Genomic DNA, 26,731 nt, shown 5'->3' with positions numbered 1-26,731 from the left:
GCCATTCTCCTTCGCGACGTTGACGGGAGAAGAGCGCGGCGGGCGGATGAGGGACTGACGCCGACCTTTCAGCGATTGATGTAGACATGACCAAACTGAAGCTCAGCGGTGTAAGCAAGGCTTACGGCGCCACGCTGGCGCTACGCCGTGGCGACCTTGAACTGGACACCGGCGAAGTGCATGTGCTGATCGGCGCCAATGGCTCCGGCAAAAGCACGCTTTGCAAGATCGTGGCCGGCAGCGTGCGCCCGGATGCCGGCGATGTGCTGCTCGACGGGCGCGCGGTGACCGTGAGCGGGCCGCGTGCGGCACAGGCGCTGGGCATCGGCATTTTCTATCAGGAACTGAGCCTCGCCGATCATCGCAGCGTGGCCGAAAACATCTGCCTGCCCGACCTGCCGAAGCAGAGCGGATTCTTCATCGACCGGGCGGCATTGCGCGAAAAGGTCGAACGCTACATCGCGCTGTTCGAGGCCGTGGCCGGTGCGGAACTCAGGGCCGACACGAATGTGGGCGATCTGCGCGCCGACCAGCGGCAATTGGTGGAGATCATGAAAGCGCTGGCGACGGAAGCGCCGGTCCTGATCTTCGACGAACCCACCTCCGCCCTCGACCGCGCGCAGGTGGACCGCTTCTTCGAAATCCTGCGCGACCTCAGGAATGACGGCCGCAGCATCGTCTTCATCTCGCACCGCATGGACGAGATCTTCGCCATCGGCGACCGCGTGACCGTGATCCGCGATGGCGAGACCATCGACACGATGGCCATTGCGGAAACGACGCCGGAGGCCGTGATCCACATGATGGTGGGCGAGCAGGAAGAGCTTGCCGCCCCGCAGCAAGCTGCGCGCCCCGCACAGGCAACATCCACCGATGCAGCGCTGACGGTTGAGAACCTCACCGGCGCAGGCTTTCGCGATGTGAGCTTTACGGTCAGACGGGGCGAAATCCTCGGCCTCGGCGGCCTGCACGGACAGGGCCAGTCCGCTCTCCTGAAGGCGCTTTTCGGCGCGCCGCCGCCCAGTGCCGGCGAAGCGCGGATAGCACGAGAGCGGCTTCGCACCGACAGCCCGCGCAGCGCCATCGCGCAGGGCGTGGCCTATGTTTCCGGCGACCGGAGCCGCGACGGGGTGATCACCGGACGTCCGATCCTCGAAAATGTCACGCCCATCCATGCGCTGCGCAACAGGCTCGTGCTGGCGCGCCCGGGGCGGCTCGCTGAAAAGGCGCTGCCGGCGCTCAAGGCGCTGAACACGAAATTCGCCGGGCTTTCCCATTCCATCGGCTCGCTTTCGGGCGGCAACCAGCAGAAGATCGTGATCGCCCGCTGGCTGATCGACAAGCCCGACATCCTGCTGCTCGACGACCCGACAAAGGGCATCGATCTTTCGGCCAAGACAGACCTTTTCGCGCTGATCCGCAGGCTCGCCGAGGAAGGGCTCGCCATCGTGCTCTATTCGTCGGAAGACGCCGAGCTCCTGAACAATGCCGACCGCATTCTTGTGTTCAATGGCGGCGCGGTGAGCCGGGAGCTGAGCGGCGCGGAGCGCACCCGCTACAATCTCTACCAGGCAGCCTACGAGGCGGCATGATGACGACCAACGCTTCTCTCACAAAACAGGATGGCGGCGGTTTCGGCACGCTTTTGAGGCGCTTTCCGTTCCTGCCTGCCCTTCTCATTTTCGCGGTGCTTCTGGTGCTGAACGGCATCTTCGAGCCCAACAGTTTGAGTTTTCGCTCACTGACGGGCCTCGTGCGCACCTATATGGCGCTGATGCTTCTGGCGGTTGCCCAGACCTATGTGGTCTATGCCGCCGACATCGACCTTTCGGTCGGCGCCATCGCCTCGCTGGTCAATGTGACGATCATCGTGCTGATGCAGCATATGGGCGGTGGGGGGCTCTCGGTGCTGGCCGCGCTCGGCGTGGGTGTTCTCGTCGGACTGGCCTGCGGCCTCGTCAACGGTTTCGTGGTCGCGGCGCTGCGCCTGCAAGCCATCGTCGCCACCTTCGCCACAAGCATCTTCTTCACCGGGCTGGCGCTGGTGATCCTGCCGGTGGCCGGCATGCCCGCACCGACCGTTTTCTGGCGCACTTATGGCGGCAGTTTCTTCGGCATTCCCTTTGTCTTCTATGCCGCTGTGGCGCTTGCAATCCTGCTTTATCTATTGGCCCGCACCCGGCTTGCCACGCAGCTTCTGGCGGTGGGCGACGGGCAGCAGGCGGCCTTCCAGAGCGGGCTTCCCGTCACCGCGATCCGCATTGGCGGCTATGCGCTGTGTGGCGTGTTCGCTGCCCTTGCCGCCTTCTGCATCACCGGTGACACGGCAAGCGGCGACCCGCTGGTCGGCGCAAAGATGACGCTGTTCAGCGTTGCCGCCGTGGTGCTTGGGGGCAGCGCGCTTTCCGGCGGGTTTGGCACGGTTGCAGGCTCCGTCATCGCGGCGCTGATCATCGGGCTCATCAATTCGCTCGTCTTCTTCGCGGGCACCCCCTCGCACTGGCAGAATCTGGTGCAGGGGCTCGCCATTCTCGCCGCGCTGATGGTGGGTGTTCTCGTCAGCCGCAGGGGGCGGGCATGAACCGGCTGATCGACATTGCCAAGAACCCGCTCACCATCGCACTGGTGCTGATCGCGGCACTTCTGTTTCTCGGCAACACGCTTTCGCCGGGCTTCGCCTCCGGCGGGCAAATCCTGCGGCTCCTCATCGTCGCAGCGCTGCTGGGCATTGTCGCGGCCGGTCAGAACCTCGTCATTCTGGGCGGGCGCGAGGGCATCGACCTGTCCGTCGGCGGCGTGGTTTCGCTTTCGGCCATTGTGGCCGGCAATGTGATGAACGGCATGGATGGCGGCATCCCGCTGGCCATTCTGGCCTGCGTGGCGACCGGCGCGCTGTTCGGCCTGTTCAACGGGCTCGGCGTGACGCTGCTGCGCATTCCCCCGCTGGTGATGACGCTTGGCATGCTGGGCGTGCTTCAGGGGCTTCTGGTGGTGATCCGGCAGGGCATTCCCTCCGGTCGCGCAGCCCCGGCCCTTTCGGAATTCGTGACCCGGCCATTCCTGCTGGGCCTGCCGGGCATCATCTGGCTGTGGATCGGGGTTGGCCTGCTGATGGCCTTCATCCTGCACCGCACCGTGTTCGGCCAGCGCATCTACGCCATCGGCTCCAACGAGCAGGCGGCCTTCATGGCCGGTGTACCCGTGCGGCGCACGCGCATCGCTCTCTTCATGCTGTCGGGCGTGTTCGCCGCCATTGCCGGGCTCTGCCTGCTTGGTTATTCCGGCTCCTCTTTCGCAAATGTAGGGGAGCAATACATGTTGCCATCGATCATCGCCGTGGTGTTTGGCGGAACCCCGCTTTCCGGCGGCAAGGGCGGCTATACCGGCACCATGGCCGGCGCGGTTCTGCTGGTGGTGCTGCAAAGCATCCTGACCACGATCAACATCGATGAATCCGGACGGCAGATGGTGTTTGGCGCCACGCTTCTGGTGCTGATGCTGTTCTATGGCCGCGGTCGGGGGCTGCGCGCATGAACCGTCGGCCCAAGATCAAGGACATTGCCGAGGCGCTGGGCGTTTCGTCCGCCACCGTGTCGCGCGCGCTGAGCGGCAGCGATCTGGTGACGGAGGAGACGCGCGCGCGGGTGCGCGAAACAGCGGACGCCCTGCACTATCGGCCAAACGCCAGCGCCCGCAGCCTGCGCACAGCCCGCTCCATGGCGGTGCTTATGGTGGTGCGCGATGTGGGCAACCCGTTCTATCTCGACATTCTGAAGAGCGTGGAGGCCACGGCCCGCGCCGCCGGCTACTCGGTGCTGATGGGCAATACCGAGAACGATCCCGAGCGCGAGATCGAGTATTTCGACATGCTGCGCGACGGTCATGCCGACGGCATGATCCTGATGACGGGCAAGCTGCCGGCGCAGGAGGGCGCGCGCAACAGGCTGCCGCCCAATGCACCCATCGTGGTGGCGCTGGAAACCATTGAAGGCTCCGGCTTTCCGCATGTGCAGATCGACAATGTGGCCGCCTCCTGCGAGGCGGTGGAGCATCTGATCGGGCTTGGCCACCGCCGCATCGCCCACATATCGGGGCCGGTTCCCGAAGTGATGAGCCTTCGCCGACAGGAGGGCTATCGCCGCGCCATGCGTAATGCCGGCCTTGCGATTGCCGAAGGCTATGAGCAGCGCGGCGACTACCTGCTGCATGGCGGGGCCGCGGCCTGCAAGGCGCTGTTCGAACTCGCCGAACCGCCGACCGCGATCTTCGTGGCCAATGACGAAATGGCCTTCGGCGCGGTTCATCACCTGCGCGAGATCGGCCGCGACGTGCCCGGCGATGTGTCCGTCGTCGGCTTCGATGATCTCTATCTGAGCGAAGCGTTCTACCCGCCGCTGACCACGGTGCGCCAGCCGCGCACCGACATCGGCCGGCAGGCCATGGGCATGCTGCTCGAAATGCTTTCAGGGGCCGCCGTGCCCAGGGAACCCGTGGTGCTGCCAGCCACGCTGCGCGTGCGCGGCACCACCGCACCACCGAAAACAGAATGAAAGGGGAAACAACCATGTCCGCACAGCCCGGAAAACGCCTGCGCATCGGCCTTGTCGGCACCGGATTCATTGCCGAATTCCATCTGCGGTCCATGCTCGGCGTGCGCCATGTCGACGTGACCGGCGTCTACAGCCGCAAGGCGGAAAACCGCGAACGCATCGTGAAGCTGGTGGCGGAACTGGGGCTGGGCGACTGCAAGAGCCATGACAGTCTGGCATCCATGCTACAGGCCGACGATGTGGACGCGGTCTGGATTCTCTCCCCCAACGACACGCGCCTCGAGACGATGCGCACCATTCATGACGAAGTCGTTTCGGGGCGCAGCAAAGTGTTTGCGGTGGCCTGCGAAAAGCCGCTTGCCCGCACGCTGTCCGATGCGCGTGAGATGCTGCGGCTCGTGGAAGACGCCAGGCTGAACCACGGTTATCTGGAAAACCAGGTCTTCGCCCAGCCGGTCCTGCGCGGCAAGGAGATCATCTGGCGGCGCGCCGCCTCCACCACCGGACGCCCCTATCTGGCGCGCGCGGCAGAAGAGCATTCCGGCCCGCACGAGCCGTGGTTCTGGCAGGGCGACAAGCAGGGCGGCGGCGTGCTGCTCGACATGATGTGCCACAGCGTTGAAGTGGCCCGGCACCTTCTGACGGAACCCGGCAGGAAGCGGGATTCCCTGAAGCTGAAGGCCGTGCATGGCACCGTGGCCAACCTCAAATGGACACGCCCGCGCTATATCGAAGACCTGAAGAACCGCTTCGGCCCGGAAGTGGATTACGCCAACCGCCCCTCCGAGGACTTTGCGCGCGGCAATGTGATCCTGGAGGACGAGGACGGCAACGAGCTGATGATCGAGACGACAACCTCCTGGGCCTATGTGGGGGCGGGTCTGCGCATCCAGCTGGAACTGCTTGGACCGGAATACGCCATGGAGTTCAACTCGCTTGGCACCGGCCTGAAAATCTTCATGTCGCGCGAGGTGAAGGGCGAGGAAGGCGAGGATCTGGTCGAGAAGCAGAATGCCGAACAGGGCCTGATGCCCGTGCTGGAAGACGAGGCCGGGATCTATGGCTACACGGATGAGAACCGGCACATGGTGGAGTGCTTCCGCAAAGGCGAGGAGCCGCTGGAAACCTTTGCCGACGGCGTTGCCGTTCTGGAAATTCTGATGGGTCTCTACCTGTCGTCGGAGACCGGCGACACGGTGCGTTTCCCGAACCCGGACCTGGAAAACTACGTGCCTCTGGTGGCGCGTCGATAACCCACCAATCGTTCGCTGGCGGGCCTCTCCCGCCTGCCGGCGAATGGCCCTGTCACGGCTGTGCCTGCTTCAGGGCTGCAAGAATGCGATACCCTGCCCGCACCCGGTCACGCACCGACACATTCCTGTTGGCCAGAATGGCCACGCCGATCCTGCGCCCCGGCACGAACGCCACATAGGCCGAGAAGCCCCTCGTGGAACCGGTCTTGTTGACGAGCACCTTACGGCGCGGCGGGAATGGCGGCTTCAGATGCATGGCAGGAACATCGTCGCGCGCCATTCTTCTGGAATTGCCATCGAGCAGACGCTTCAGGCTGACCGGATAGGCATATTGCTCCCAGACCAGATCCTGCGTGATGGCGTCGGCCTTGTAATAGCCGGTGAGCGCCTGACCGATGGCGCTTTGCATATCCGGCTCCAGATCGCCGCTTTGCATATGCGCCTCGACATAGCGGATGAGATCGGTCGCCGTTGTCTTGACGCCGTAGGGTGCAGAGGCCAGCGCATTGTCAGACAGGCGGGCGGGTTCGTTCTCCGTCGTATAGCCCTGCGCATAGTCCTTCATCCGGTCAGGAGGAACCTGCGTGTAGGTGTTTGCGAGCCCCAGCTTCGGCAGGAGCAGATTTGCGAGGGCATCGTCATAGTCCCGCTGCAGGGCGTCGGCCGCGATGGAACCGAGAAGCGCGATGCCGATATTGGAATAGGTGCGCTCCGTACCCGGCGAATAGCGACGCTCCCAGCCCCTGCAATAGGCGACAAGCGCGTCCTGACTGTCCACGCCCGGCGGCAGGAAGAGTTCGAGCCCGCTCGTATGGGTCGCCAGTTCCAGGATGCGCACGGCGTCGAAAGCGCTGCCCTCAAGCGCCGGAAGGCGCGAACTGACCTCGTCGAAAAGCGAGAGCTTTCCCTGCACATGCGCGTAGGCCGCAAGCAGACCGGTGAAGGTCTTGCTGATCGAGCCGATCTCGAACAGCGTGTCGTCATCCACCGCCGCACCGCTTTCACGCGAAGCGACGCCGTAGTTGAAGATGCGATGTTCCCCCCCGACAGTGACCGCGATTGCAAGACCGGGAAGATCGTGGTCCTGCATGAGCCGCTGCGCTTCGGCTTCGATTGTCGCGACTGGCTCTGCCAACTGACTGACATCCGCAGCCCGCGCGGGCGAATGGGGCTCAAGAGCAAAAAGAACCGGTGCAGCGACAACCGCCAGAATGCTGAAAGACGCCGCACGACGCCAAAGCTTATGAAGCATAAAATTACTCTAAAATATCAATAACTTGCCCCTTGTAGAAGGAATTACGCCAATTTGCAGAAATCATAAAGCGCACCGTTTCAACAAATCTGGCGACAAAATGAAACAGGCGTACGGCGCCCCCGGAATGCGGGGGCGCCGTCTGCCTGAAAAGCACCCTGAATCGGCCTGAAGGCCTGTGTCCGCGAGCGCGAACTCAGCAGTGGCCGATCATCCATTTCTTGCGTGGAGAAGGCGGGCCCTTCTTGCCGATATTGCACAGCGAACAGCCGCAACCGGCCAGATGTTCCTTCTTGACCACGCGCGGCTCGCTGCCGCTTTTTTCCGAGCGCGCCAGCGCGCGCCGGAGCGTGCCGTTCATGAGGCTGAGGCTTGGCGCGGCCACATCGCGACTGCTCGGCGTCTGGCAGCTCGGGCAGGCGCATGCATTGCCTGCATCAGCCATGGACGTCCACTCGTCGAAAGGTCCGCAATCTTCGCAAACATAATTGTAAAGCGGCATGTTGGTCTCCGAAAATTCTGTCTCGCATGGTGCGGCGGCCTGACGCCGCCGCACGAAAAAGCTCAGAGCATTCCCTGAAGCAGCAGGAACCCCGGCAGCCAGCCGGTGATGATGCCCGTGAGGAGCGTGACGACGGCAGTGGCCTGCAGGATCGGACGCTTGAGGGCAAGCAGCAGGAAATACATGAACCAGAGCACCGCCCAGATGGCCCAGTTGAGGCCGAGCCAGGTGTCGGTGAAGGTCTGCGCGCCGGCCAGTCCTTCAATCGCGATGGGCACGACGGTGATCGCCACGAACAGGCTGAACCAGCCGAGCCCGCGGCCATCGACCGCGACCACGCGGTTGTAGGCGACCCAAAGATAGGTGGTGGTGAACAGCAGCGTCAGCGCCGCAGACTTGACCGACGCGGCATCCGCCGCAGCGCCGAATGCCGAAGCCAGCGCAACGCAGAGCGTGACGAAGCCGGACACCACATTGATGACGACAATTTCCTTGTCGTCGATCTTTCCCATCAGCCACAGCCCGTTGAGAAACAGGACGGCGCCGACGTAAAGCAAGGCAAACCCGAGCAGCATGGCAGCTCTTCCTCCCGAAAGGCGGGTTCAGCCGGGTCCCACCCCGGCTGTCCCACTCGTTTCTTTTGAAAACGGCCGACGGAGCACCGGAACAACCGGGAGGCGGTCTGCGCCTCCCGGCCCGATGCTCCAGGCCACTCAGCTTGTTCGCGCGACATCCACGCCGGAGACCTGTTTGGTCGGCCCGGTCGAGTTCGGATTGATGTCGAAGTCGAAAATCGCTGTCGGAATGGCCAGCGTGGCGCACACATTCGGTATGTCCACAATGCCGGCTATTCGGCCCTCCACCGGCGCTGTGCCGAGGATACTGTAGGCCTGTTCGCCCGTGTAACCGAACTTCTTCAGATACTCGATGGCGTTGAGACAGGCCCGGCGATAGGCCACATGGGCGTCCAGATAATACTGTTCGCCCGTGTGCTCATCGACCGAGATGCCCTCGAAGATCAGGTAATCATCGAAATGCGGATCAATCGGGCTCGGCTTGAAGATCGGGTTGACGACACCGTATTTCGCCATGCCGCCCTTGATGACATCGACGCTGATGTCGATCCAGCCGGCCATTTCGATGGCGCCGCAGAAGGTGATTTCGCCATCGCCCTGCGAGAAGTGGATGTCGCCCATGGAGAGACCGCCACCCTTCACATAGACAGGGAAATAGACCTTGGAGCCACGCGACAGGTTCTTGATATCGCAATTGCCGCCATGTTCGCGCGGCGGCACGGTGCGCCACGCTTCTTCCGCCGCCTTGCGTGCTGCATCACCCGACATCTGGCCCATGAGCGCCGTGTCGGAATAAGGCAGTGCGGCCAGCGGCGGCACCCGGTTCGGATCGGTCGAAACCAGCTCTTCCTCACGGCGGTTCGCTTCGGCCAGAAGCGCATGATCGGGCAGACAGCCGATCAGGCCCGGGTGAATGATGCCCGGATAGCGCACGCCCGGAATGTGGCGCGAGGTCGTGTAAATGCCCTGGAAATCCCAGCACGACTTGGTTGCGTTCGGATAGTGCTCCGTCAGGAAGCCGCCGCCATTTTCCTTGGCGAACAGGCCGTTGAAGCCCCATTCGGATTCAGGCATTGCGCCGATATCGAGAATGTCGACGACCAGCAGATCTCCTGGCTCTGCGCCCTCGAAACCGAACGGACCGCTCAGATAGTGAACGCGGGTCAGGTCGACATCGCGCACGTCGTTGGCGCTGTCATTGTTGCCGATCTGACCACCGGTCCAGTCGTAGCACTCGACGCGGAACACTTCACCGCGCTTGAAGGTCTCAACCATCGGAATGTCGGGATGCCAGCGATTGTGCGTCTTGATCGCTTGATCCTCAGGCGCCTTGTTGAGATCGACTGAAAACACTGTTTTAGGCATAGGTCTCCTCCTCTTGAACGGCCAGTCGGAGGTTCCAGTGTCGAGCCCCCCGTCATTTTTGCGCCCGCCCGCAAGATGCGACCGGACGAAACCGTGCCGGAGAAGATTAGGTCTGGACTGTAAGCCGATTGGCTCTGGAGAACGCCCGCTTTGTAATTTTTTGTAACCGCCCGGGGACATTCCGGAGAATTCGTTTTCGCTTGAACAGCCTGAAATAAGCTCTGAATTTCAGTCATTTGCCGTGGGCGCATCCAGAGCCGCCAGCGCCTTGCCCGCCCCGGTTACCTTTGGCCGGATACAAAACGCGCATTTTCCAAAAGGCCGGAGCAAACTCCCTTCTCGACCGATGCAACCGTTTGCGACTATCGTATGAGCCATGGGGATCACGGACGAAAAACATCGCGTACTAATTGTCGATGATGATCAGCGTCTTCGACGCTTTCTTCAGCGTTTCCTCACGAGCGAAGGCTATGCCGTAACAAGCGCCGAGGATGGCCGCTCCATGCGCCGCGCAATGGCGGATGAGGACTTCGATCTCGTCATTCTCGATCTGACCTTCCCGGTCGGCGAAGACGGTGTCTCGCTGGCGCGTGGCCTGCGCGCCCAGCACGACCTGCCGCTGATCATGCTTTCAGGCAAGAACAACACGATCGACAAGGTGGTCTGCCTGGAGCTGGGGGCAGACGATTACGTGACCAAGCCGTTCGAGCCGCGCGAACTTCTGGCCCGCATCCGCACCGTCATGCGCCGCTTCGCCAAGCGCATCAGCATGCCGGAACCGCAGGAGAAAAGCCGCTCGCCGATCATGTGCTTTGCCGGCTGGCAACTTGATCCCGCACGGCATCAGCTTTCCTCACCCCGGGGGGAACCGGTGCGTTTGACGAGCCAGGAATTCCAGCTTCTGGCGGCGCTGGTGGAGCGGCGCGGGCGTGTTCTTTCGCGCGAGCAGATCCTCGACATCGTCGCCAACCGCAACTGGAACCCCTATGACCGCAGCATCGACGTGATGATCGGCAAGATCCGCCGCAAGCTGCGCGACAATGCCCGCGACACCCAGTTTATCAAGACCATTCGCGGTGTCGGTTACATGTTCGCGCCTCAGTCCGAGGAATAGTGCGCCGGCAAATACAGATTGACGCTGGTGCCCTTGCCCGGCGTGCTGAGAATGCCGAGACGGCCACCGGCCTGCCGCACGAAGCCATCCACCATCGACAGGCCAAGACCGCTGCCCTGCCCCGGCGGCTTGGTGGTGAACATGGGCTGGAGCGCGCGGCGGCGCACCGCCACCGGCATGCCATGACCGGTATCGCGCACCGACAGGAGCACATAGCGCCCCGGTAACAGCCCCGAAGCGACGCGCGCATCCTCCGGGCGAACGATCACATTCGACGCGTCGAAATGCAGGCTCCCGCCGCCCGGCATCGCATCGCGCGCATTGAGCGCCAGATTGACGAGGCTCGGCTCCAGCTGACCGGCGGGAATGAGCACGCTGTTCAACCCGTCTGCGACATTGAGCGAAACGGACACCGTATCCCCCAGCGTGCGCCCCAGAACCCGCATCAGGGGCGGAAGCGCCTCGCCAAGCTGCACCACGGCAATGTCTTTCGCGCGCTGGCGGCCAAAGCGCAGCAGGCGGTCGGTGAGTTCGGAACCCGACCTGGTGGCCTCGAGCGCATCGGTGACCAGTTCGGCCAGTTCCGGCTGGTCGGCCAGCCGCTCCTCCAGCCAGCGCAGATTGCTCAGGAGAACGGCGAGGATGTTGTTGAAGTCATGCGCGATGCCGCTGGTGAGCTGGCCCATCGCCTCCATGCGCTGCTTCTGCCCGAGCCGCTCGGCGGCCAGCCGCTTTTCTTCCAGAAGCCGGATGCGCTCGAAGCAGCGGGCGAGCGTGGCAAGCAGGTCTTCGCTGTGAAACGGCTTGCAGAGATAGTCATAGGCGCCCGCCTGCAACGCCTCGACGGCAGTGTCGATGGAAGCGTAGGCGGTGACCATCACGCACACCACGTCCGGTTCGCGCTGGCGGATCTGGCGCACCAGATCGACGCCATTGCCGGTGCCGAGCCGCACATCGACCAGGGCGACCGCGATCCGCGCGTCTTCGAGGAAGGCGAGTGCTGCCTGCGGATCGTGGGCAACCACGATCCTGTAGCCTTCGAGTTTCAGGAGGCCCGACAGGCTGGCGGCGAAATCCTCATCATCGTCGACGATAAGCACGCAATGATCTTCCGCCGGTGTGGTTTCACGCAACGGATGTTCGCCGATGACTTCTGCGGGGAGGTCGAGTTCACGATCAGTCATGCCTTGCGCACTCCCGCACATGGCAGAACGAGCGATACGGTGGTGCCGACACCCTTCTGGCTTTCGATGAGCACATCGCCGCCATGCTGCTCCATGATGCGCTTGACGAGCGGCATGCCGAGCCCGACGCCAAACGCCTTGGTGCTGAACAGCGGCTCGAACACGCGCTCGGCCACATCCTGAGACATGCCGCCGCCATTATCGGACACCGACAGGTAGACGCGGTCGCGCAGGCGCTGCGTGGAGATGATGATCTGACCGCTTTGCTTCCCGCGTTCCTCGCAGGCCTGCGCCGCGTTCTGCAGAACATTGGAGAAGGCCTGCCGCAGACGCTCTGCATCGGCAAGCACGTCGCACCCGGCATCAAGCTTGAGCGTGATGAGATGCGCGATCTCCTGATCCTCTTCGCTCAATTGCTGTTTGACCCAGCGGTCGATGGCGACGGGCGACATGACGGGCGCATGCTTGCGCGAGAAGTCCAGTAGATCCTCGATGATGCGCACGCAGCGCCAGGCATTGCGTTGCAGGCGCTGCAATTCGCCGGTGACGGGCTCATCCGCGTTCTTGAGCGAGCGGCGCAGAATATCGGCGGAGGTGACCATCGTGCCCAGCGGATTGCGCAGCTCATGGCTGACCGTGGCGGTGATCTGACCGATTGCCGCCAGACGCTCATTGGAGGCGAGCTCCTGCTGCGCCTGCCGAAGCTTTTCAAGCGATGTCACCAGATCGCGCTCCGCAAGCTCGCGGCTTTCATGCGAAAGAACGATCCACCACGCGCCGATGGCGAGCAGCGGCAGGAGCGCCAGAAACACCCGCAGGAGAAGCGCGCCGCTTTCCACATGCGGCTGAAGCGCGGTCGGCTCGATCAAGCGGTAGGTCAGCAGAAAGACGGCAGCCGTCATCACCGCCAGCGAGAACAGAACGCCGCTCACCTTGAGCAGGCGCTGCGTCATGCGTGGCGCGATCTTGCTGCGCAGGGCGCGGCCCAGATAATGCGGCGCTTCCAGATTTGCGCCGGGAACCTTGCAGGCATCGTGGCAGTGGGAATCGAGACTGCAGCAGAGCGAGCAGATCGGACGCCGGTAGAAAGTGCAGTGCACCATGTCCGGCCGCTCATATTCCAGTTCGCAGATTTCGCAGCGCACCACCGGCTTGTCGGGCTCGGCAAGCGGCACGCGCGGACGGGCGAGATAATAGCGGCCGCGTGTCGCCACGCCGATCAGCACCGCGCTTGAAAGCGCGGTGAAGAAGGCGATGGGGGCGGCATAGGCTTCCGCCAGATCGCCGAAACTGCCCATGAAGCAGATGATCGCGAACAGCGAGGCAAACGCCATCGACCCGCAGCCGACCGGATTGAAATCGTAGAGATAGGCGCGCTTGAACTCGGTGAAGGGCGGGCTGACGCCCATCGGCTTCAAGATGGCGAGATCGGCGAAGATGGAGCCGATCCAGGCGGCGGCGATGACCGAATAGACCGCCAGCACCAGCTCAAGCGTCTGGAAGATGCCGAGCAGCATCAGAAGCAGCGAGATCAGGATGTTGAAGATCAGCCAGACCACGCGGCCGGGGTGATAATGGGTGACGCGCGAGAAGAAATTGGACCAGGCGAGCGAGCCCGCATAGGCGTTCGTCACATTGATCTTGACCTGCGAAATGAGAACGAAGATCGCCGCCAGCGCCAGCACGGTGCGCGGGTCGTCGCTCACATATTCATAGGCCTTGATATACATGTGGATCGGTTCGAGCGCCGTCGATGGCGAGAGGCCGGCCGAGACCGCAAGCACGGCCAGAAGACTGCCGCACAGGATCTTGAAACCGCCGACCACGATCCAGCCGGGACCGGCGGAGATGACCGCCGCCCACCAGCGCCAGCGGTTTTCGCGCGTCTTGTCGGGCAGGAAGCGCAGATAATCCACCTGCTCGCCGATCTGGATGGAGAGCGCGCACAGAACACCGATGGCGGAACCGAAGGCGAGCACATCGAACCCGCCATCCGGCGTTTCGCTGCCGGCAAACGCCATCCACTGATCGAGCGTTTCGGGATGGCCGACCGCAATGTAGATGAAGGGCGCAAGCAGCATGGCGATCCAGATGGGCTGGGTGACCATCTGCAACTTGCTGATCATCGTCACGCCCATGAAGGTGATCGGAATGATGACGAGCGATGAGATGATGTAGCCCAGCACCAGCGGCACATCCGCGAACAGCTTCAGCGCCTGCGCCATGATCGCGCCTTCGAGCGCGAAAAAGATGAAGGTGAAGGTCGCATAGATCAGCGACGTGATGGTGGAGCCGATATAGCCGAACCCCGCTCCGCGCGTGAGCAGATCCATGTCGATGTTGTAGCGGCTGGAATAATAGGCGATGGGCAGGTTCGTCACGAAGACGAACAGGCAGGTGATCAGAACGGCGGGAAACGCATTGGCGAACCCGTAGCTGAGCGTGATCGCCCCGCCGATGGCCTCCAGAGCCAGAAACGAGATGCCGCCAAGCGCGGTGTTGGCGATGACGAACGGAGACCAGCGCCGGAACGACCGCGCCGCATAGCGCAGCGAATAGTCCTCCAGCGTCTCATTGGCGATCCATGAATGATAGGATCGTAAGGCAGGCGATTGCGGTGTTTCCACTAACGCGCACTCCGCCCTGCACACCGCCAGTCAGGCGAAGCCTGTGCTTTACGCATCTTGTTGAGGTTCTCCCATTCTCCCCGTCAAATGATCACACAAAGCCGGCTTCGAGACCAGTCCCCGCAGCACGGGGGAACGGCGTTCTTCCCCATCCGGTTTGTGTGTGAAAGACGGGTCGCGCCGGCGCAGTGCCATAATGCGCCGACCGCGTTGAGCCTATTGCTTTCGCTTCATGCCCGTTATCTGTGTGCCGTCGCTAAATCGCCCAACCGGCAGCGTTTGAGTTGACAAAATCTCCCCGCGCCCTCAGACGCACGGGGCAATCATGTGTCCGCAGAGGCACAGGCACAGGCACATTCGGACGTCGCGAGCGGCGGCAAAACAGCTTGAGGGGAAGCATGAGCGAGACATCCGACATCATCGTCATCGGCGGTGGCATTGCAGGCATCGGCGCGGGCGCGCGCATGGCGGCGGACGCCAGCGTGACCGTTCTGGAGACGGAAGAGGCCATCGGCTATCACGCCACCGGCCGTTCGGCTGCGATCTACATCCGCAATTACGGCAACGACACCCTGCGCGCCCTCAATGCGGCTGCCGAACCGGTGTTCAAGGAGCCGGAAGGCATTTCTGACGAAAGCCTGCTCACTCCGCGCGGCCTGCTTTATGTGGCGACCGAGGAACATGTCGGCGCGCTCGACAAGATCCTCGAAGGCGCGACGGGCATGGAGCGGCTCGACGCGGACGCTGCGGTTGCGCGCGTGCCCATTCTGCGCCGCGAAAACATCGTGGCGGCCGCCATTGAGGAAGGCGCGCAGGACATCGATGTCGACCGTCTGCTGCAGGGCTTTGCGAAGATGCTGCGCCATCAGGGCGGCCGCATCGTCAACAAGGCCCCCGTCACCGCCATTTCGCGTGCGGATGGCGTGTGGACGCTTGAAACCCCGCAGGGCTCGTTCTCCGCACCCATCATCGTCAACGCCGCAGGCGCATGGGCTGACGAGGTCGCGAAGCTTGCCGGTGTGCAGCCGCTCGGCCTGACGCCGATGCGCCGCTCGGCCGTGATCCTGCCCGCACCCGAGGGGCACGACGTCACGCGCTGGCCGCTTTTCGCCTGCGCGGGCGAAGGCTGGTACGCCAAGCCCGATGCGGGCAAGCTGATGGTTTCGCCGGCTGACGAAGATCCGTCAGAGCCTTTCGATGCCTGGCCCGACGACATGGTACTGGCCGAGGGCCTGCATCGCTTTGAACAGGCCGTCACCGTGCCTGTGACACGCATTGAACGGAGCTGGGCGGGCCTGCGCAGCTTCTTCCCCGATCGCACCCCCGCTGTCGGCTTCGCGCCGGATGCGGAGGGCTTTTTCTGGCTGGCCGGCCAGGGCGGCTATGGCGTACAGACCTCGCCTGCCCTTTCCGCGCTCGCAGCCGACCTGTGCGCCGGTCGCAAGTCCGGCCTCGCTGAAACCGTGGTGCAGGCACTTGCGCCACACCGCCTCATCAAGACCTGAAAGGAAAAAACATGTCCGATATCAAACGCATCGACACCGGCACCCGCATGAGCCAGGCCGTCGTTCACAACGGCACCATCTACCTGGCTGGCCAGGTCGGTACGCCGGGCGCAAGCGTCGCCACGCAGACCAAGGACATTCTGGCCAAGATCGACGCCCTTCTCGAGCAGAACGGCTCCGACAAGTCGCGCATCCTGCAGGCGACCATTTGGCTCGCTTCGATGAACGACTTTGCCGAGATGAACGACGTGTGGGACGCATGGGTTGCTCCCGGCCACGCACCGGCGCGCGCCTGCGGCGAGTCCGCACTGGCAACGCCCGAATACACGGTCGAGATCATCGTCGTCGCGGCAGCCGGCTGATCAGGCCCCGCGCTTGACCGGTATCACCGGTTCCCGGCTCGCCCGCGCGGCGAGCCGGACCAGCATCAGGCCCACAATGCCCGTGACGAGAAAGCCTGATGCAAGCGGAATGGTCGTTTCGTTGTAGAACGCGCCAAAGGCCACGGCGAACACCACCGCCACAAGGCTCGATCCCGATGCGATCAGCGATGCGCCGAGCCCGGCCAACTGGCCGAGAGACTGCATCGCCATGGCATTCAGATTGCCAAACAGAAATCCGATGCAGAAGAAGATGGCAAAGCCCAGCGCCATGAAGGCGGGCAGTGGCGGATGCCCTTCCCACACAAGGGAAAGGGCAAGCAGGCAAAGCCCGAACGCCACGAGACCGCAAAGCGCATATTCGCACATGGCCTGCATGCCGAAGCGACGCACCACCTGTGCGTTGACCATGGAGGCCAGACCGATGCTGGCGGCGAAGGCTGCAAAATAGGCCGGGAACAGACTGCCGATCCCGTAAACATCGAAGAAGATATCGGCTGCGGTGCTCAGATATTGCAGATGCGCGCCGAACACGAAGCCCGTGGCCACGATCAGAAGCGAAACGCGCCGGTTGCGCAGAACGCGCGAACCGTTTTGCAGGAGCGTGACCGGGTGAAAGCGGATGCGGTTTTGCGGGGCCAGCGTCTCGGGTTGGCGCATGACAAGCCAGATGCAGAGCAGGATCGAGAGCGCCAGATAGACCGCGAAAATGGCGCGCCAGCCGGCGAATGCCAGCACCGCCTGCCCCATGGCGGGCGCGATCATCGGCACCAGAATGAACAGCACGAACATGAAGGACATGATCCGCGCCATGGCCTCACCCTCGAACTGGTCGCGGACCAGCGCGCGCGTCGCGATCTTGGGGCCGGCGACGCCGATGCCCTGCAGGATGCGGCCGAGCACGATCATTTCCACCGAGGTGGAGAGCATCGCCACCACGGTTCCGACCATGTAGAGCGCGAGCCCGCCGACCAGCGCCCGCTTGCGGCCGATGGCGTCGGCGATGGGGCCAATCACCAGTTCGCCAAACACCATGCCGAAGATGAACAGCGACACGATGTGCTGCGTGGACAGGGGCGGCTCCACATGCAGATCGCTCTCGATCAGGCGCAGCGCCGGAAGCACGGCGTCGATGCTGAGCGCGGTCAGCGATGTGAGGAACGCATAAAGCGCGATGCGCTCGAAGGAGATTGTCCGTTTTTCCATCGGCTCATGTTTATCAGATTGGCAGGGGCGCATCAGATTGGAAGGGGACGCCGTTCCTCGATGGCCTCCATGGCGAAATAGGAGGTGACCGATTCCAGCTCCACCTTCTGGATCAGGCGCTGGTAGACGGAATCGAAGCTCTGCATGTCCGTTGTCACGATGCGCAGCATGTAATCGTAATCGCCGCCAATGCGAAAGAAGTCGACCACTTCCGGAATGCTGGACACGTGCTGGCGGAAGGTCTGCAGCCAGGTTGTCGAGTGGTGGCGCGTCTTGACCATCACGAATACCACCAGCCCGAGCCCCAGCCTGTTGCGGTCGACATTGAGCGTGCGCCCGCGAATGACGCCGCGCTCCTCCAGCGATTTCAGCCGGCGCCAGCAGGCATTCTGCGACAGCCCGACCTTCTCCGCCAGGTCGCGTTGCGACAGGCCGGCGTCACGCTGCAGCTCGCGTAATATTCTTCTATCAAACTGATCGATTTTCTCACTCATATCCGATCATATGACCGAATTTTGAGAGTTTTGCCATCACTTTGTGTGGGAATGATCGCTCATCATTGTGCGATCTTTGCGCATTGATCAACTTCCCGGACCGCCGCCATGCCCAGTGACCTTCTCAAAGCCTTTGCCGACAATCTCAAGCGCACAGACCTCGACGCCTATCTGCGTGACGGGCTGATCGGCGAGAATGCCGTAATCGACGGTCCTTTCGGCAAGAAGACGCTGGTCTATGCCGACTATGTGGCGTCCGGCCGGGCGCTGGCGCAGGTGGAGGATTTCATCCGTGATGAAGTGCTTCCCTATTATGCGAACAGCCATACGGAAGCCTCCTATTGCGGTTCCTTCTGCACCCGCCTGCGTCAGGCGGCGCGCGCGGAAATTCACCGGATCGTCAACGCCGACGACAAGACCAGCGTCGTCTTTTCAGGCGCTGGCGCGACCGCCGGCATCAACCGGCTGGTGCGGCTTTTGCAGATCTCCGAGGCCGTGGCCGCAGGGGCGCGCGTCGTGGTTTTCACCGGGCCTTACGAGCATCACTCCAACATTCTGCCCTGGCGTGAAAGCGGCGCGGAGATCATCGCCATTCCCGAAGCCGCGACCGGCGGCCCGGACCTGGGCGCGCTTGCCACGGCCCTTGAAGCAAATGCCGATGCGGCGCTGAAGGTCGGCACGTTTTCCGCCGCCTCCAACGTGACCGGCATCATCACCGACACGGACGCGGTGACCCGGCTTCTGAAGACCCATGGCGCGCTCGCCATCTGGGACTATGCCGGTGGTGCGCCCTATCTGGAAATCGACATGAAGCCCGGCACGGACTGCGCCAAGGATGCAGTGGTGCTTTCGCCCCACAAATTCCCCGGCGGACCGGGCGCATCGGGTCTTCTGGTCCTGCGCAACGAAATCGCCCGCACCGCCTGCCCCTCCATGCCCGGCGGCGGCTCGGTGAGTTTCGTTTCGCCCTGGGGCCACGAATACTCGACCTCGCTTTCAGCGCGCGAAGAGGCCGGAACACCCGATGTTCTGGGCGACATCCGCGCGGCCCTCGTGCTCATCATCAAGGAAGCGCTTGGACAGGACTTCATCGACCGGCGGCATGAAGAGCTGCATCAGCGCGCAATCGCCGTGTGGTCGAAGAACCCGTGCCTGCAGATGCTCGGCAATCCGGCTGCCCGGCGTCTGCCGATCTACTCCTTCCGCATTCTGTGCCCGGAGAACGGCACGGTGCACCACCAGCTTTTCACCCGCATGCTGAGCGATCTTCACGGCATTCAGGTGCGCGGCGGCTGCGCCTGCGCCGGCCCCTATGCGCACCAGCTTCTGGGGATCGACGAGCCCACCTCGAATGCGCTCTTGCAGAGCATTCGCGACGGGCAGGAGATGGAAAAGCCGGGCTGGGTGCGGCTCAATCTGAGCTATCTGATGACGGACGAGAAAGCGGACTTCATCATCGAGACCGTCGACCGGCTGGCGCGCGAGGCGCAGCGGCATGCCGGCGCTTACGACTTCGATCCGCGCACGGCCCGCTTCCGCCACAAGACGCTGGCCATGGCCGGTTAGAGCATCAACCCGTGAGGGTCGGCGTAGTGCGTGGTTCGACAAGCTCACCATGAGGGAGGGCTTTGGCTACCAAAGCCGTCACTACGCCTTTGGCCAAGGTTCTCCGCCAGGAGGGGATTGCTCCTCTCATGGCGAGCCCCTGAGCCTGTCATAGGGCTAACCACGCACCGCCTTAATGCAATGCCCCATCCTGCACGGTGGTTTGCCCTACTCCTGCTTCGGCAGGTTGTTGGCGCGCCGCGCCATCTCGGCTTCATTGGTGGGCTGCTCGGTGAAGCCCTCGATGTCGGACACCTCTTCCACATCCCGCTCGATTGCCAGCGGGCTTGCCACATAGGCGGTGGCCAGCTCGGCCACCGAACGCAGCGCATGCACATGGATACGCTCATAGCCGTGAGAGGCATCCACACCGAAGGCGATCAGCGCCGTGCGAACGTCATGCCCGGCCTCGATGGCCGATGCGGAATCGGAGCGGTAGTAACGGAAGACATCCTTCTGGTAGCGAATATCCTCCTCGCGGCACAGATCCACCATCTTCTTCGTCAGGTGATAGTCGAACGGCCCCGCCTGGTCCGCCATGGCGATGGTGACGCCGAACTCTGCCGAATTCTGCCCCGGCGCGGTGGTGCCATTGTCGATGGTGACCATGGAGGCAATCTCGGGCGTGACGATGGACGCCGCGCCCACCCCCACCTCTTCCGCGATGGTGAAAAGCCAGTGCGTGTCGACCGGCAGCGTCACCTCGTGGCGCAGTAGTGATTCCAGCGCGGCAAGCGCGATGGCGACGCCCGCCTTGTCATCGAGATGGCGTGAAACGATGAAGCCGTTTTCCAGGAATTCCGGCTGCGGGTCGATGGCGACGAAGTCGCCCACATCGATACCAAGATTGTGCGCGTCGCTGCGGCTCCAGCACATGGCGTCGATGCGCAGCTCCACGTAATCCCAGCCGACGGGCATCTCGTCGACGCCGTCATTATAGGTGTGGCCCGAAGCCTTGAGCGGCAGGATGGTGCCGCGATAGCTGCCCTTCTCGGTGTAGATCGTCACCCGCGCGCCTTCGGCAAACCGCGCGGACCAGTGACCGATTGGCACCATCTCGAAACGGCCATTGTCCTTGATGTATTTGACCTGCGCGCCGAGCGTGTCGAGATGGGTGATGATGGCGCGCGCGCCCTGACGCCGGCCGCCGCGCACCACCGCGCGGATCGCGCCGCGCCGCGTCAGCTCCGGCTCGAGGCCAAGCCGCTCCAGCTCTGCCGTGACATGGCGGACGATGGTGTCGGTGTAGCCCGTCGGACTGTCAATCGACAGAAGCGCCTTGAGCTGCGCGACAAGATAGGAAACGTCGATTTTCAGTCGCGACATGCAATTCTCGTCATTTCAGCGGGCCTCGTCATTTCAGCTTGTGCCGTCGGCCACGGATCAGGCTTTGGGCGTCAGCGCACGTTCAGCGGATTTTGCACCGGAGCGCGGGAAGAGCAGGTCGACGAAGCGCTCGGCGGTCGGTTGCGGTTCATGGTTCGCCAGCCCCGGCCGTTCATTGGCTTCGATGAAGACATAGTCCGGCTGGTCGGGCGACTTGATCATAAGGTCGATGCCGACAACGGGTATGTCAATGGCGCGCGCGGCGGCACAGGCCGCTTCCACCAAATCCGGATGCACGTTTTCCGTCACATCGTGAATGGAACCGCCCGTGTGCAGATTGGCCGTCTTGCGCACCTCCACTTCCTCGCCCTTGGGCAGGATGCTGGAAAGCGCATAGCCAAGACCGGCAATGCAGCGGCGCGTCTCGTCATCGACGGGGATGCGGCTCTCACCGCCCGTGGCGGCCGCCCGGCGGCGCGACTGATGCTCGATCAGCTCTTCGATGGTCCGCTGCCCGTCTCCCACCACGCGCGGCGCACGGCGCACGGCGGCGGCAACCAGGCGATAGTCGATGACGACCAGACGCAGATCCTCGCCCTCGAAACAGGCTTCGACCAGAACCCGGTCGGAAATCTCGCGGGCGGCGCGGATGGCGTTTTTCGTCTCGTCCAGCGTTTCAAGACCGACGGCAACGCCCTTGCCCTGCTCGCCCCGCGCAGGCTTTACCACCACGCGGCCATGCTTCTCGATGAAGGCGCTGAGCGCCGTGTCGTCATCGCCCGCCTCCATCTGCTCGGGCACGGTCAGTCCTGCACGCTCCACCACGCGGCGCGTGACCGCCTTGTCATCGCAGATCGACATGGCGACGGCCGATGTGAGCTCCGAAAGGCTCTCGCGGCACTGGATCGAACGGCCGCCGAAGAACAGGCGGAAGAAGCCGCCCTCGGCATCGGTCACATCCACCGCAACGCCGCGCCGGTGCGCCTCATCCACGATCAGGCGCGCATAGGGATTGAGCCGGTCGAACTCTTCCGGCGGATGGGTGAACAGTTTCTCGTTGATCGGGTTCTTGCGCTTGACCGCAAACACCGGAACCCGGTGAAAGCCGAGCTTCTCGTAAAGCGCGATGGCCTGTTCGTTGTCGTGCATCACGGACAGGTCCATGAAGCTTGCCCCGCGCGCGGCGAAATGCTCCGCCAGCCGCCGCACCAGCATCTCGCCAACCCCGGCATGCCGGCACTGCGGATCGACTGCGAGGCACCAGAGAGACGTTCCGTTCTCGGCATCCTGAAACACGCGGCGATGATCAACGCCCGTGACCGTGCCCAGAATGTCGCCGGTCTGGTCATCCTCGGCGACGAAATAGGTGACGGCGCGGCTATCGCGATTGGTCCAGAAAAAGTCCGGGCGCACGGTGACCATGCCCCGGCTCTGATAGATCGCGTTGACGGCGTTGGCGTCCGCCTCGGATGTCAGCCGCCGGATGAAGAAGCCGCGCGGCTGCCGCCGGCTCGGGCGATAGGTGGCCAGATCAAGCCGATAGGTGTGCGAGGGATCGAGGAAAAGTTCCTGCGGCGCCATGGACAGGAGCACATGCGGGTCGCGAATGTAGAAGGCGATGTCGCGGCGGGCGGGGCCTTCGTCGCGCAATGCGGCGGCCAGCTCCTCATTGGTTTCAAACGTCTGGGCAAACAGAAGCCTGCCCCAGCCAAGTTCGAGCGAGACGTGCTTTTCCTGCCGCGCGGCTTCTTCATCCGGCGGCGCGTGGGTCGGCTTCATGGTCTCGCTTCGCAGGCGCTTCAGGCGGTAGCCGAGCGCCTTGTCGCTGCGCCCGCGTGAAGCGCGCAAAGCCACGTCCTCTTTCTTGGCCATCGGTCACACCCCGTGGGTTTGCAGCCAGAGTTCGAGCAGCCCGACCTGCCAGAGTTCCGACCCGCGCAGCGGCGTGATGTGGTCAGCGGGCGCGGCGTAAAGCCTGTCCAGATAGTCCTGCCGAAACAGTCCGCGTTCGCGCGCAGGCTGCGAAGACAGCGCATCGCGCACCATGTCGAGATAGGGGCCATCGACATATTTGAGCTGTGGTACAGGGAAATAACCCTTCTTGCGGTCGATCACCTCATGCGGGACCACCTGCCGGGCGACTTCCTTCAACACGCCCTTGCCGCCCTGTTTCAACTTTTCCTCCGGCGGAATGCGGGCGGCCAGTTCGACCAGTTCGTGATCGAGGAACGGAACACGCGCCTCCAGCCCCCAGGCCATGGTCATGTTGTCGACCCGCTTCACCGGGTCATCGACCAGCATGACGGTGGAATCGAGCCGCAGCGCCGAATCCACCGGCGTGTCTGCGCCGGCCCGCGTCAGATGGGCCGCGACCAGATCGCGGCTTGCATCCGTATCGGCGATCCAGTCGGGCGAAAGCTGCTCTTTCAGAACCGCGTGCGAGCGGTCGAAGAAGACGTTCGCATAATCGCCCACCACATCGTTTGAGTTCATCAGCGGCGGATACCAGTGATAACCGCCGAAAATTTCGTCTGCGCCCTGCCCCGACTGCACGACCTTGATGTGCTTCGAAACCTCCTTGGAGAGAAGGTAGAAGCCCACATTGTCGTAGGAGACCATCGGCTCCGACATGGCGGCGAACGTGCCGGGGAGCGCGTCCATCAGATCGGCTGACGGCACGAAGATCTTGTGATGATCGGTGCCGAATTCTTTCGCGATCAGATCGGAATAGACGAACTCGTCGCCCTTCTCGCCATTGGCCTCTTCAAAGCCGACGGAGAAGGACATCAGATCCTTCTGTCCCGCCTCGGCGAGCAGGCCGACGATCAGACTGGAATCGACACCGCCCGACAGAAGGACGCCGACCGGCACATCGGCCACCATGCGGCGTTTGACGGCAAGGCGCAGCGCCTCCAGCGTGCGGTCGCGCCATTCGTCGGGTGACAGCATTGCCGTTTCGGGATCGCGCGCAAACGGCGGGTCCCAGTAGACCCGGTCGCGCTGGCTGCCATCCGGCTCGATCACGCGGATCGTCGCGGGCGGAAGCTTCTTAACGCCGTTCAGAATGGTCCGCGGCGGCGGCACCACAGCGTGGAACGTCATGTAATTGTGCAGCGCATGGCGGTCGATGGATGTGTCGACATCGCCCGCCGCCAGCAGCGCCGGCAGGGTGGACGCGAAGCGGATGCGGCCCGGCGTCTCGGCCAGATAAAGCGGCTTGATGCCGAACCGGTCGCGCGCCATGGCGACGCGGCCCGTGTCGCGCTCACGCAGCACGAAGGCGAACATGCCGTGAAACCGGTTCACGCATTCCTCGCCCCAGGCATGCCAGGCCTTGAGGATGACTTCCGTGTCGCCGGTGGAGAAGAAGCGGTAGCCCTTGCCCTCCAGCTCGGCGCGCAGCTCCGGATAATTGTAGATGCAGCCATTGAACGCGATGGTGAGACCCAGCTCCGGGTCTTCCATCGGCTGGCGCGCCTTTTCCGACAGGTCGATGATCTTCAGCCGGCGATGCCCGAAGGCGGCATTGCCGTGCACGACCGCGCCCGCGCCATCAGGGCCGCGCGGGGCCAGGCAGTCCATCATTTTCGAAAGAGCGACAGGTGAGGCAGGGCGGCCGTCGAGCCGCAGTTCTCCGCAGATTCCGCACATGGATAGAGATCTGATCCTTTGTTTGTCATTGCTTCGGAGCGCACTTTAGTTATAGTTATGATTATTAGATGTCAAATGAATGGCGTCCGCATGAGTTCCGACAAGACAACTGACAAAGCCGCCGACTGGTTCCGCAATGAAGAGTTACGCGCGGTCGAAAAATCCATCCGCCGCATCGTTCGCGCAAACGATGTGCAATCCAAGGCGCTCGCCAAGCAGATCGGGCTGACCGCAGCGCAGCTTGTGATCCTGAAGGCCACCGCCGCCCTTGGCGAGGTCACCACCACCGTGCTTTCGGCACATGTGGACCTGAGCCCGGCAACCGTCATCACCATTCTCGACAATCTGGAAAGCCGCCATCTGGTGGAGCGCTATCGCTCGCGCCATGACCGCCGTGTGGTGCACACGCGGCTCACGCCCGAGGGCGAGGCGCTGGTGCGGCGCGCGCCCGAACCCATGGGAGACGCCTTCGCGCATCGTCTGGCCGCACTCGATGAAGAACGACGCAACCAGTTGATCGCAGCGCTGGCCACCATTGCCGACATGATGGCGCCGCCCGGCGGCACGCCCGCTTCGGCCGGTCGCGCGAAGACCACTCTGTCGCATTGAAATGCACGCTAACGCGCAGTAAATCCTGAGAGATCACGCGCATTCGACCGCGATTTGATCGAGCGCAAGGCGACGGCAGGCAAACGTGTCAATTTGCCCGCAACGCACAATGGACGCGGGAAAGGTCGGACACTATGATCGCGCCGCACAGCAGGAAGGTCCAATGAATTACCAGCGTTTTTTCTCCGAAGCGATCGATCAACTGCACGCCGAGCGCCGCTACCGCGTTTTCGCCGATCTCGAGCGGATCGTCGGCGCGTTTCCGCGTGCGCTCTGGCGCTCTGATGAAGAAGCGCGCGAGATCACCGTGTGGTGCTCGAACGACTATCTGGGCATGGGCCAGCATGAGAGCGTGATCTCCGCCATGCAGGACGCAGCCGGCGCCATGGGCGCGGGCGCAGGCGGCACGCGCAACATCTCCGGCAACAACCATCCGCTGGTGGAACTCGAAGCCGAGCTTGCCGATCTGCATGGCAAGCAGGCCGGTCTGGTCTTCACCTCCGGCTTCATCTCCAACGAAGCGTCCATCTCCACCATCGCCCGCCTGCTGCCGAACTGCCTGGTGCTTTCGGACGAGTTAAACCATGCCTCGATGATCGAGGGCGTGCGCCGTTCGGGCGCAGAGAAGAAGATTTTCCGCCACAACGACGTCGAGCATCTGGAAAGCCTGCTCAAGGCAGCCGGCCCGGAACGCGCCAAGCTGATCGTGTTCGAATCCGTCTACTCCATGGATGGCGACATTGCGCCGATCGAGGCGATTGCCGATCTGGCCGACAAGTACAACGCCATGACCTATATCGATGAGGTTCACGCCGTTGGCATGTATGGCGCGCGTGGCGGCGGCATCACCGAGCGTGACGGCCTTGCCCACCGCATCGACATCATCGAAGGCACGCTCGCCAAGGGCTTTGGCGTGATCGGCGGCTACATCACCGGCTCCACCGCCGTGATCGACGCCGTGCGCTCCTACGCTTCCGGCTTCATTTTCACCACCGCGCTGCCGCCGGCAATCGCCGCAGCGGCCACCGCCTCGATCCGCCACCTCAAGGCGTCTTCGGTCGAGCGCGACGCGCAGCAGCGCCAGGCGCAGCAGACCAAGGATAAGCTCTCGGCGGCCGGCCTGCCGGTCATGCCCTCGCAGACGCACATCGTGCCGCTTCTCGTGGGCGACCCGGAACTGTGCAAGCAGGCAACCGACCGGCTGCTCGAGAAGCACGGCATCTACATCCAGCCGATCAACTATCCGACCGTGCCGCGCGGCACGGAGCGTCTGCGCATCACGCCGACGCCGTTCCATGACGATGCGCTGATCGACACGCTGCGCGACGCGCTTCTGGAAACCTGGGAAGCGCTCGGCATTCCCTTCAACGAAGCCGACCAGCCGCAGCAGGCCAAGTCCGACCGCGTGGTGTCGCTTCTGGTGCCGAAGTCCGGCGGCTGACCCAGCCCGAAAATCCGAAAATGAAAACGCCGCCGGAATTGCTTCCGGCGGCGTTTTTCGTGGATGGCCACCGCTTCCCTTGAAGAAAGCGG

The 26,731-nt window shown here is 63.2% G+C and carries 22 protein-coding genes; 11 read left to right on the top strand and 11 right to left on the bottom strand.

Annotation, left to right across the window (positions count from 1 at the left end):
- The first annotated feature begins 86 nt into the window (after nt 1-86).
- The 5 genes from NDI72_RS20350 to NDI72_RS20330 are packed head-to-tail and all read left to right on the top strand — an operon-like array spanning nt 87 to nt 5,803.
- Nucleotides 87-1,592, top strand: coding sequence for a sugar ABC transporter ATP-binding protein (locus tag NDI72_RS20350; RefSeq protein ID WP_283801621.1), 1,506 nt, complete (start codon nt 87-89; stop codon nt 1,590-1,592).
- Complete coding sequence (locus tag NDI72_RS20345; RefSeq protein WP_390881186.1) at nt 1,589-2,581, top strand: ABC transporter permease; 993 nt, start codon at nt 1,589-1,591, stop codon at nt 2,579-2,581. Before NDI72_RS20350 ends, NDI72_RS20345 begins: the two co-directional genes overlap by 4 nt.
- Complete coding sequence (locus tag NDI72_RS20340) at nt 2,578-3,534, top strand: ABC transporter permease (RefSeq protein ID WP_206546880.1); 957 nt, start codon at nt 2,578-2,580, stop codon at nt 3,532-3,534. The genes NDI72_RS20345 and NDI72_RS20340 overlap by 4 nt, the downstream gene beginning before the upstream one ends.
- On the top strand, nt 3,531-4,550 hold the full coding sequence (locus NDI72_RS20335) for a LacI family DNA-binding transcriptional regulator (protein ID WP_113154089.1): 1,020 nt from the start codon (nt 3,531-3,533) through the stop codon (nt 4,548-4,550). The genes NDI72_RS20340 and NDI72_RS20335 overlap by 4 nt, the downstream gene beginning before the upstream one ends.
- 14 nt (nt 4,551-4,564) lie before the next feature.
- Nucleotides 4,565-5,803 (top strand): Gfo/Idh/MocA family protein, encoded by a 1,239-nt coding sequence (locus tag NDI72_RS20330; RefSeq protein WP_206994298.1) that lies wholly within the window; start codon nt 4,565-4,567, stop codon nt 5,801-5,803.
- 52 nt (nt 5,804-5,855) lie between these two features.
- Here the strand turns inward: NDI72_RS20330 and ampC are convergent, their stop codons facing one another.
- The 4 genes from ampC to fmdA all read right to left on the bottom strand — a co-directional run bounded on the left by ampC (nt 5,856) and on the right by fmdA (nt 9,497).
- Complete coding sequence (gene ampC, locus NDI72_RS20325; protein ID WP_283801620.1) at nt 5,856-7,055, bottom strand: class C beta-lactamase; 1,200 nt, start codon at nt 7,053-7,055, stop codon at nt 5,856-5,858.
- Nucleotides 7,056-7,251: 196 nt separating this feature from the next.
- Nucleotides 7,252-7,557 (bottom strand): FmdB family zinc ribbon protein, encoded by a 306-nt coding sequence (locus NDI72_RS20320; RefSeq protein WP_007007627.1) that lies wholly within the window; start codon nt 7,555-7,557, stop codon nt 7,252-7,254.
- Nucleotides 7,558-7,619: 62 nt separating this feature from the next.
- Entirely contained in the window at nt 7,620-8,132 is a 513-nt protein-coding gene (locus NDI72_RS20315; RefSeq protein WP_113154086.1) for an AmiS/UreI family transporter, read from the bottom strand.
- A 138-nt stretch (nt 8,133-8,270) separates the two neighbouring features.
- Nucleotides 8,271-9,497, bottom strand: coding sequence for a formamidase (gene fmdA, locus NDI72_RS20310; protein WP_007007629.1), 1,227 nt, complete (start codon nt 9,495-9,497; stop codon nt 8,271-8,273).
- Between the two features lie 376 nt (nt 9,498-9,873).
- Here fmdA and NDI72_RS20305 point away from each other — a divergent pair, with 376 nt between their 5' ends.
- Complete coding sequence (locus NDI72_RS20305) at nt 9,874-10,611, top strand: response regulator (protein WP_283801619.1); 738 nt, start codon at nt 9,874-9,876, stop codon at nt 10,609-10,611.
- On the opposite strand, the gene NDI72_RS20300 is transcribed toward NDI72_RS20305, so the two are convergent.
- Nucleotides 10,596-11,795, bottom strand: a complete 1,200-nt coding sequence (locus NDI72_RS20300) for a sensor histidine kinase (RefSeq protein WP_206554266.1) — start codon at nt 11,793-11,795, stop codon at nt 10,596-10,598. The genes NDI72_RS20305 and NDI72_RS20300 overlap by 16 nt on opposite strands.
- A complete protein-coding gene (locus tag NDI72_RS20295; RefSeq protein ID WP_283801618.1) occupies nt 11,792-14,422 on the bottom strand; it encodes an ATP-binding protein in 2,631 nt (876 codons plus the stop codon). The genes NDI72_RS20300 and NDI72_RS20295 overlap by 4 nt, the downstream gene beginning before the upstream one ends.
- Before the next feature lie 398 nt (nt 14,423-14,820).
- On the opposite strand from NDI72_RS20295, the gene NDI72_RS20290 reads away from it, so the two are divergent.
- Together NDI72_RS20290 and NDI72_RS20285 are read left to right on the top strand one after the other, a co-directional pair.
- The gene (locus tag NDI72_RS20290) at nt 14,821-15,927 is read left to right on the top strand and encodes an NAD(P)/FAD-dependent oxidoreductase (protein ID WP_113154082.1); all 1,107 of its coding nucleotides are present in this window, start codon (nt 14,821-14,823) and stop codon (nt 15,925-15,927) included.
- Nucleotides 15,928-15,938: 11 nt separating this feature from the next.
- Nucleotides 15,939-16,289, top strand: a complete 351-nt coding sequence (locus NDI72_RS20285; protein ID WP_283801617.1) for a RidA family protein — start codon at nt 15,939-15,941, stop codon at nt 16,287-16,289.
- On the opposite strand, the gene NDI72_RS20280 is transcribed toward NDI72_RS20285, so the two are convergent.
- Together NDI72_RS20280 and NDI72_RS20275 are read right to left on the bottom strand one after the other, a co-directional pair.
- A complete protein-coding gene (locus tag NDI72_RS20280) occupies nt 16,290-17,513 on the bottom strand; it encodes a multidrug effflux MFS transporter (RefSeq protein ID WP_283801616.1) in 1,224 nt (407 codons plus the stop codon).
- A 32-nt stretch (nt 17,514-17,545) separates the two neighbouring features.
- A complete protein-coding gene (locus tag NDI72_RS20275) occupies nt 17,546-18,007 on the bottom strand; it encodes an Lrp/AsnC family transcriptional regulator (protein ID WP_113154079.1) in 462 nt (153 codons plus the stop codon).
- A gap of 108 nt (nt 18,008-18,115) precedes the next feature.
- On the opposite strand from NDI72_RS20275, the gene NDI72_RS20270 reads away from it, so the two are divergent.
- The gene (locus NDI72_RS20270; RefSeq protein ID WP_283801615.1) at nt 18,116-19,573 is read left to right on the top strand and encodes an aminotransferase class V-fold PLP-dependent enzyme; all 1,458 of its coding nucleotides are present in this window, start codon (nt 18,116-18,118) and stop codon (nt 19,571-19,573) included.
- A gap of 207 nt (nt 19,574-19,780) precedes the next feature.
- On the opposite strand, the gene NDI72_RS20265 is transcribed toward NDI72_RS20270, so the two are convergent.
- From NDI72_RS20265 to NDI72_RS20255, 3 genes are read right to left on the bottom strand one after another with little or no spacing between them, the layout of a single operon-like run.
- The gene (locus tag NDI72_RS20265; protein ID WP_206544538.1) at nt 19,781-20,938 is read right to left on the bottom strand and encodes an osmoprotectant NAGGN system M42 family peptidase; all 1,158 of its coding nucleotides are present in this window, start codon (nt 20,936-20,938) and stop codon (nt 19,781-19,783) included.
- Nucleotides 20,939-20,995: 57 nt separating this feature from the next.
- Entirely contained in the window at nt 20,996-22,810 is a 1,815-nt protein-coding gene (ngg, locus tag NDI72_RS20260; RefSeq protein ID WP_283801614.1) for an N-acetylglutaminylglutamine synthetase, read from the bottom strand.
- A gap of 3 nt (nt 22,811-22,813) precedes the next feature.
- Nucleotides 22,814-24,589 (bottom strand): N-acetylglutaminylglutamine amidotransferase, encoded by a 1,776-nt coding sequence (locus tag NDI72_RS20255; RefSeq protein WP_283801613.1) that lies wholly within the window; start codon nt 24,587-24,589, stop codon nt 22,814-22,816.
- Between the two features lie 90 nt (nt 24,590-24,679).
- On the opposite strand from NDI72_RS20255, the gene NDI72_RS20250 reads away from it, so the two are divergent.
- Both NDI72_RS20250 and hemA read left to right on the top strand, forming a co-directional pair.
- Nucleotides 24,680-25,198: a MarR family winged helix-turn-helix transcriptional regulator gene (locus NDI72_RS20250; RefSeq protein WP_283801612.1), complete on the top strand. Its 519-nt coding sequence runs from the start codon at nt 24,680-24,682 to the stop codon at nt 25,196-25,198.
- 163 nt (nt 25,199-25,361) lie between these two features.
- A complete protein-coding gene (gene hemA, locus NDI72_RS20245; RefSeq protein WP_206544534.1) occupies nt 25,362-26,639 on the top strand; it encodes a 5-aminolevulinate synthase in 1,278 nt (425 codons plus the stop codon).
- Nucleotides 26,640-26,731 lie beyond the last annotated feature (92 nt).

Origin of the sequence: Nitratireductor sp. GZWM139, from assembly GCF_030068685.1 — a bacterium.
GTDB classification, from domain to species: Bacteria; Pseudomonadota; Alphaproteobacteria; order Rhizobiales; family Rhizobiaceae; genus Nitratireductor; species Nitratireductor aquimarinus.
Note: the sequence above shows the minus strand (reverse complement) of the source record. Positions and strands in the feature narration are given on the sequence as shown.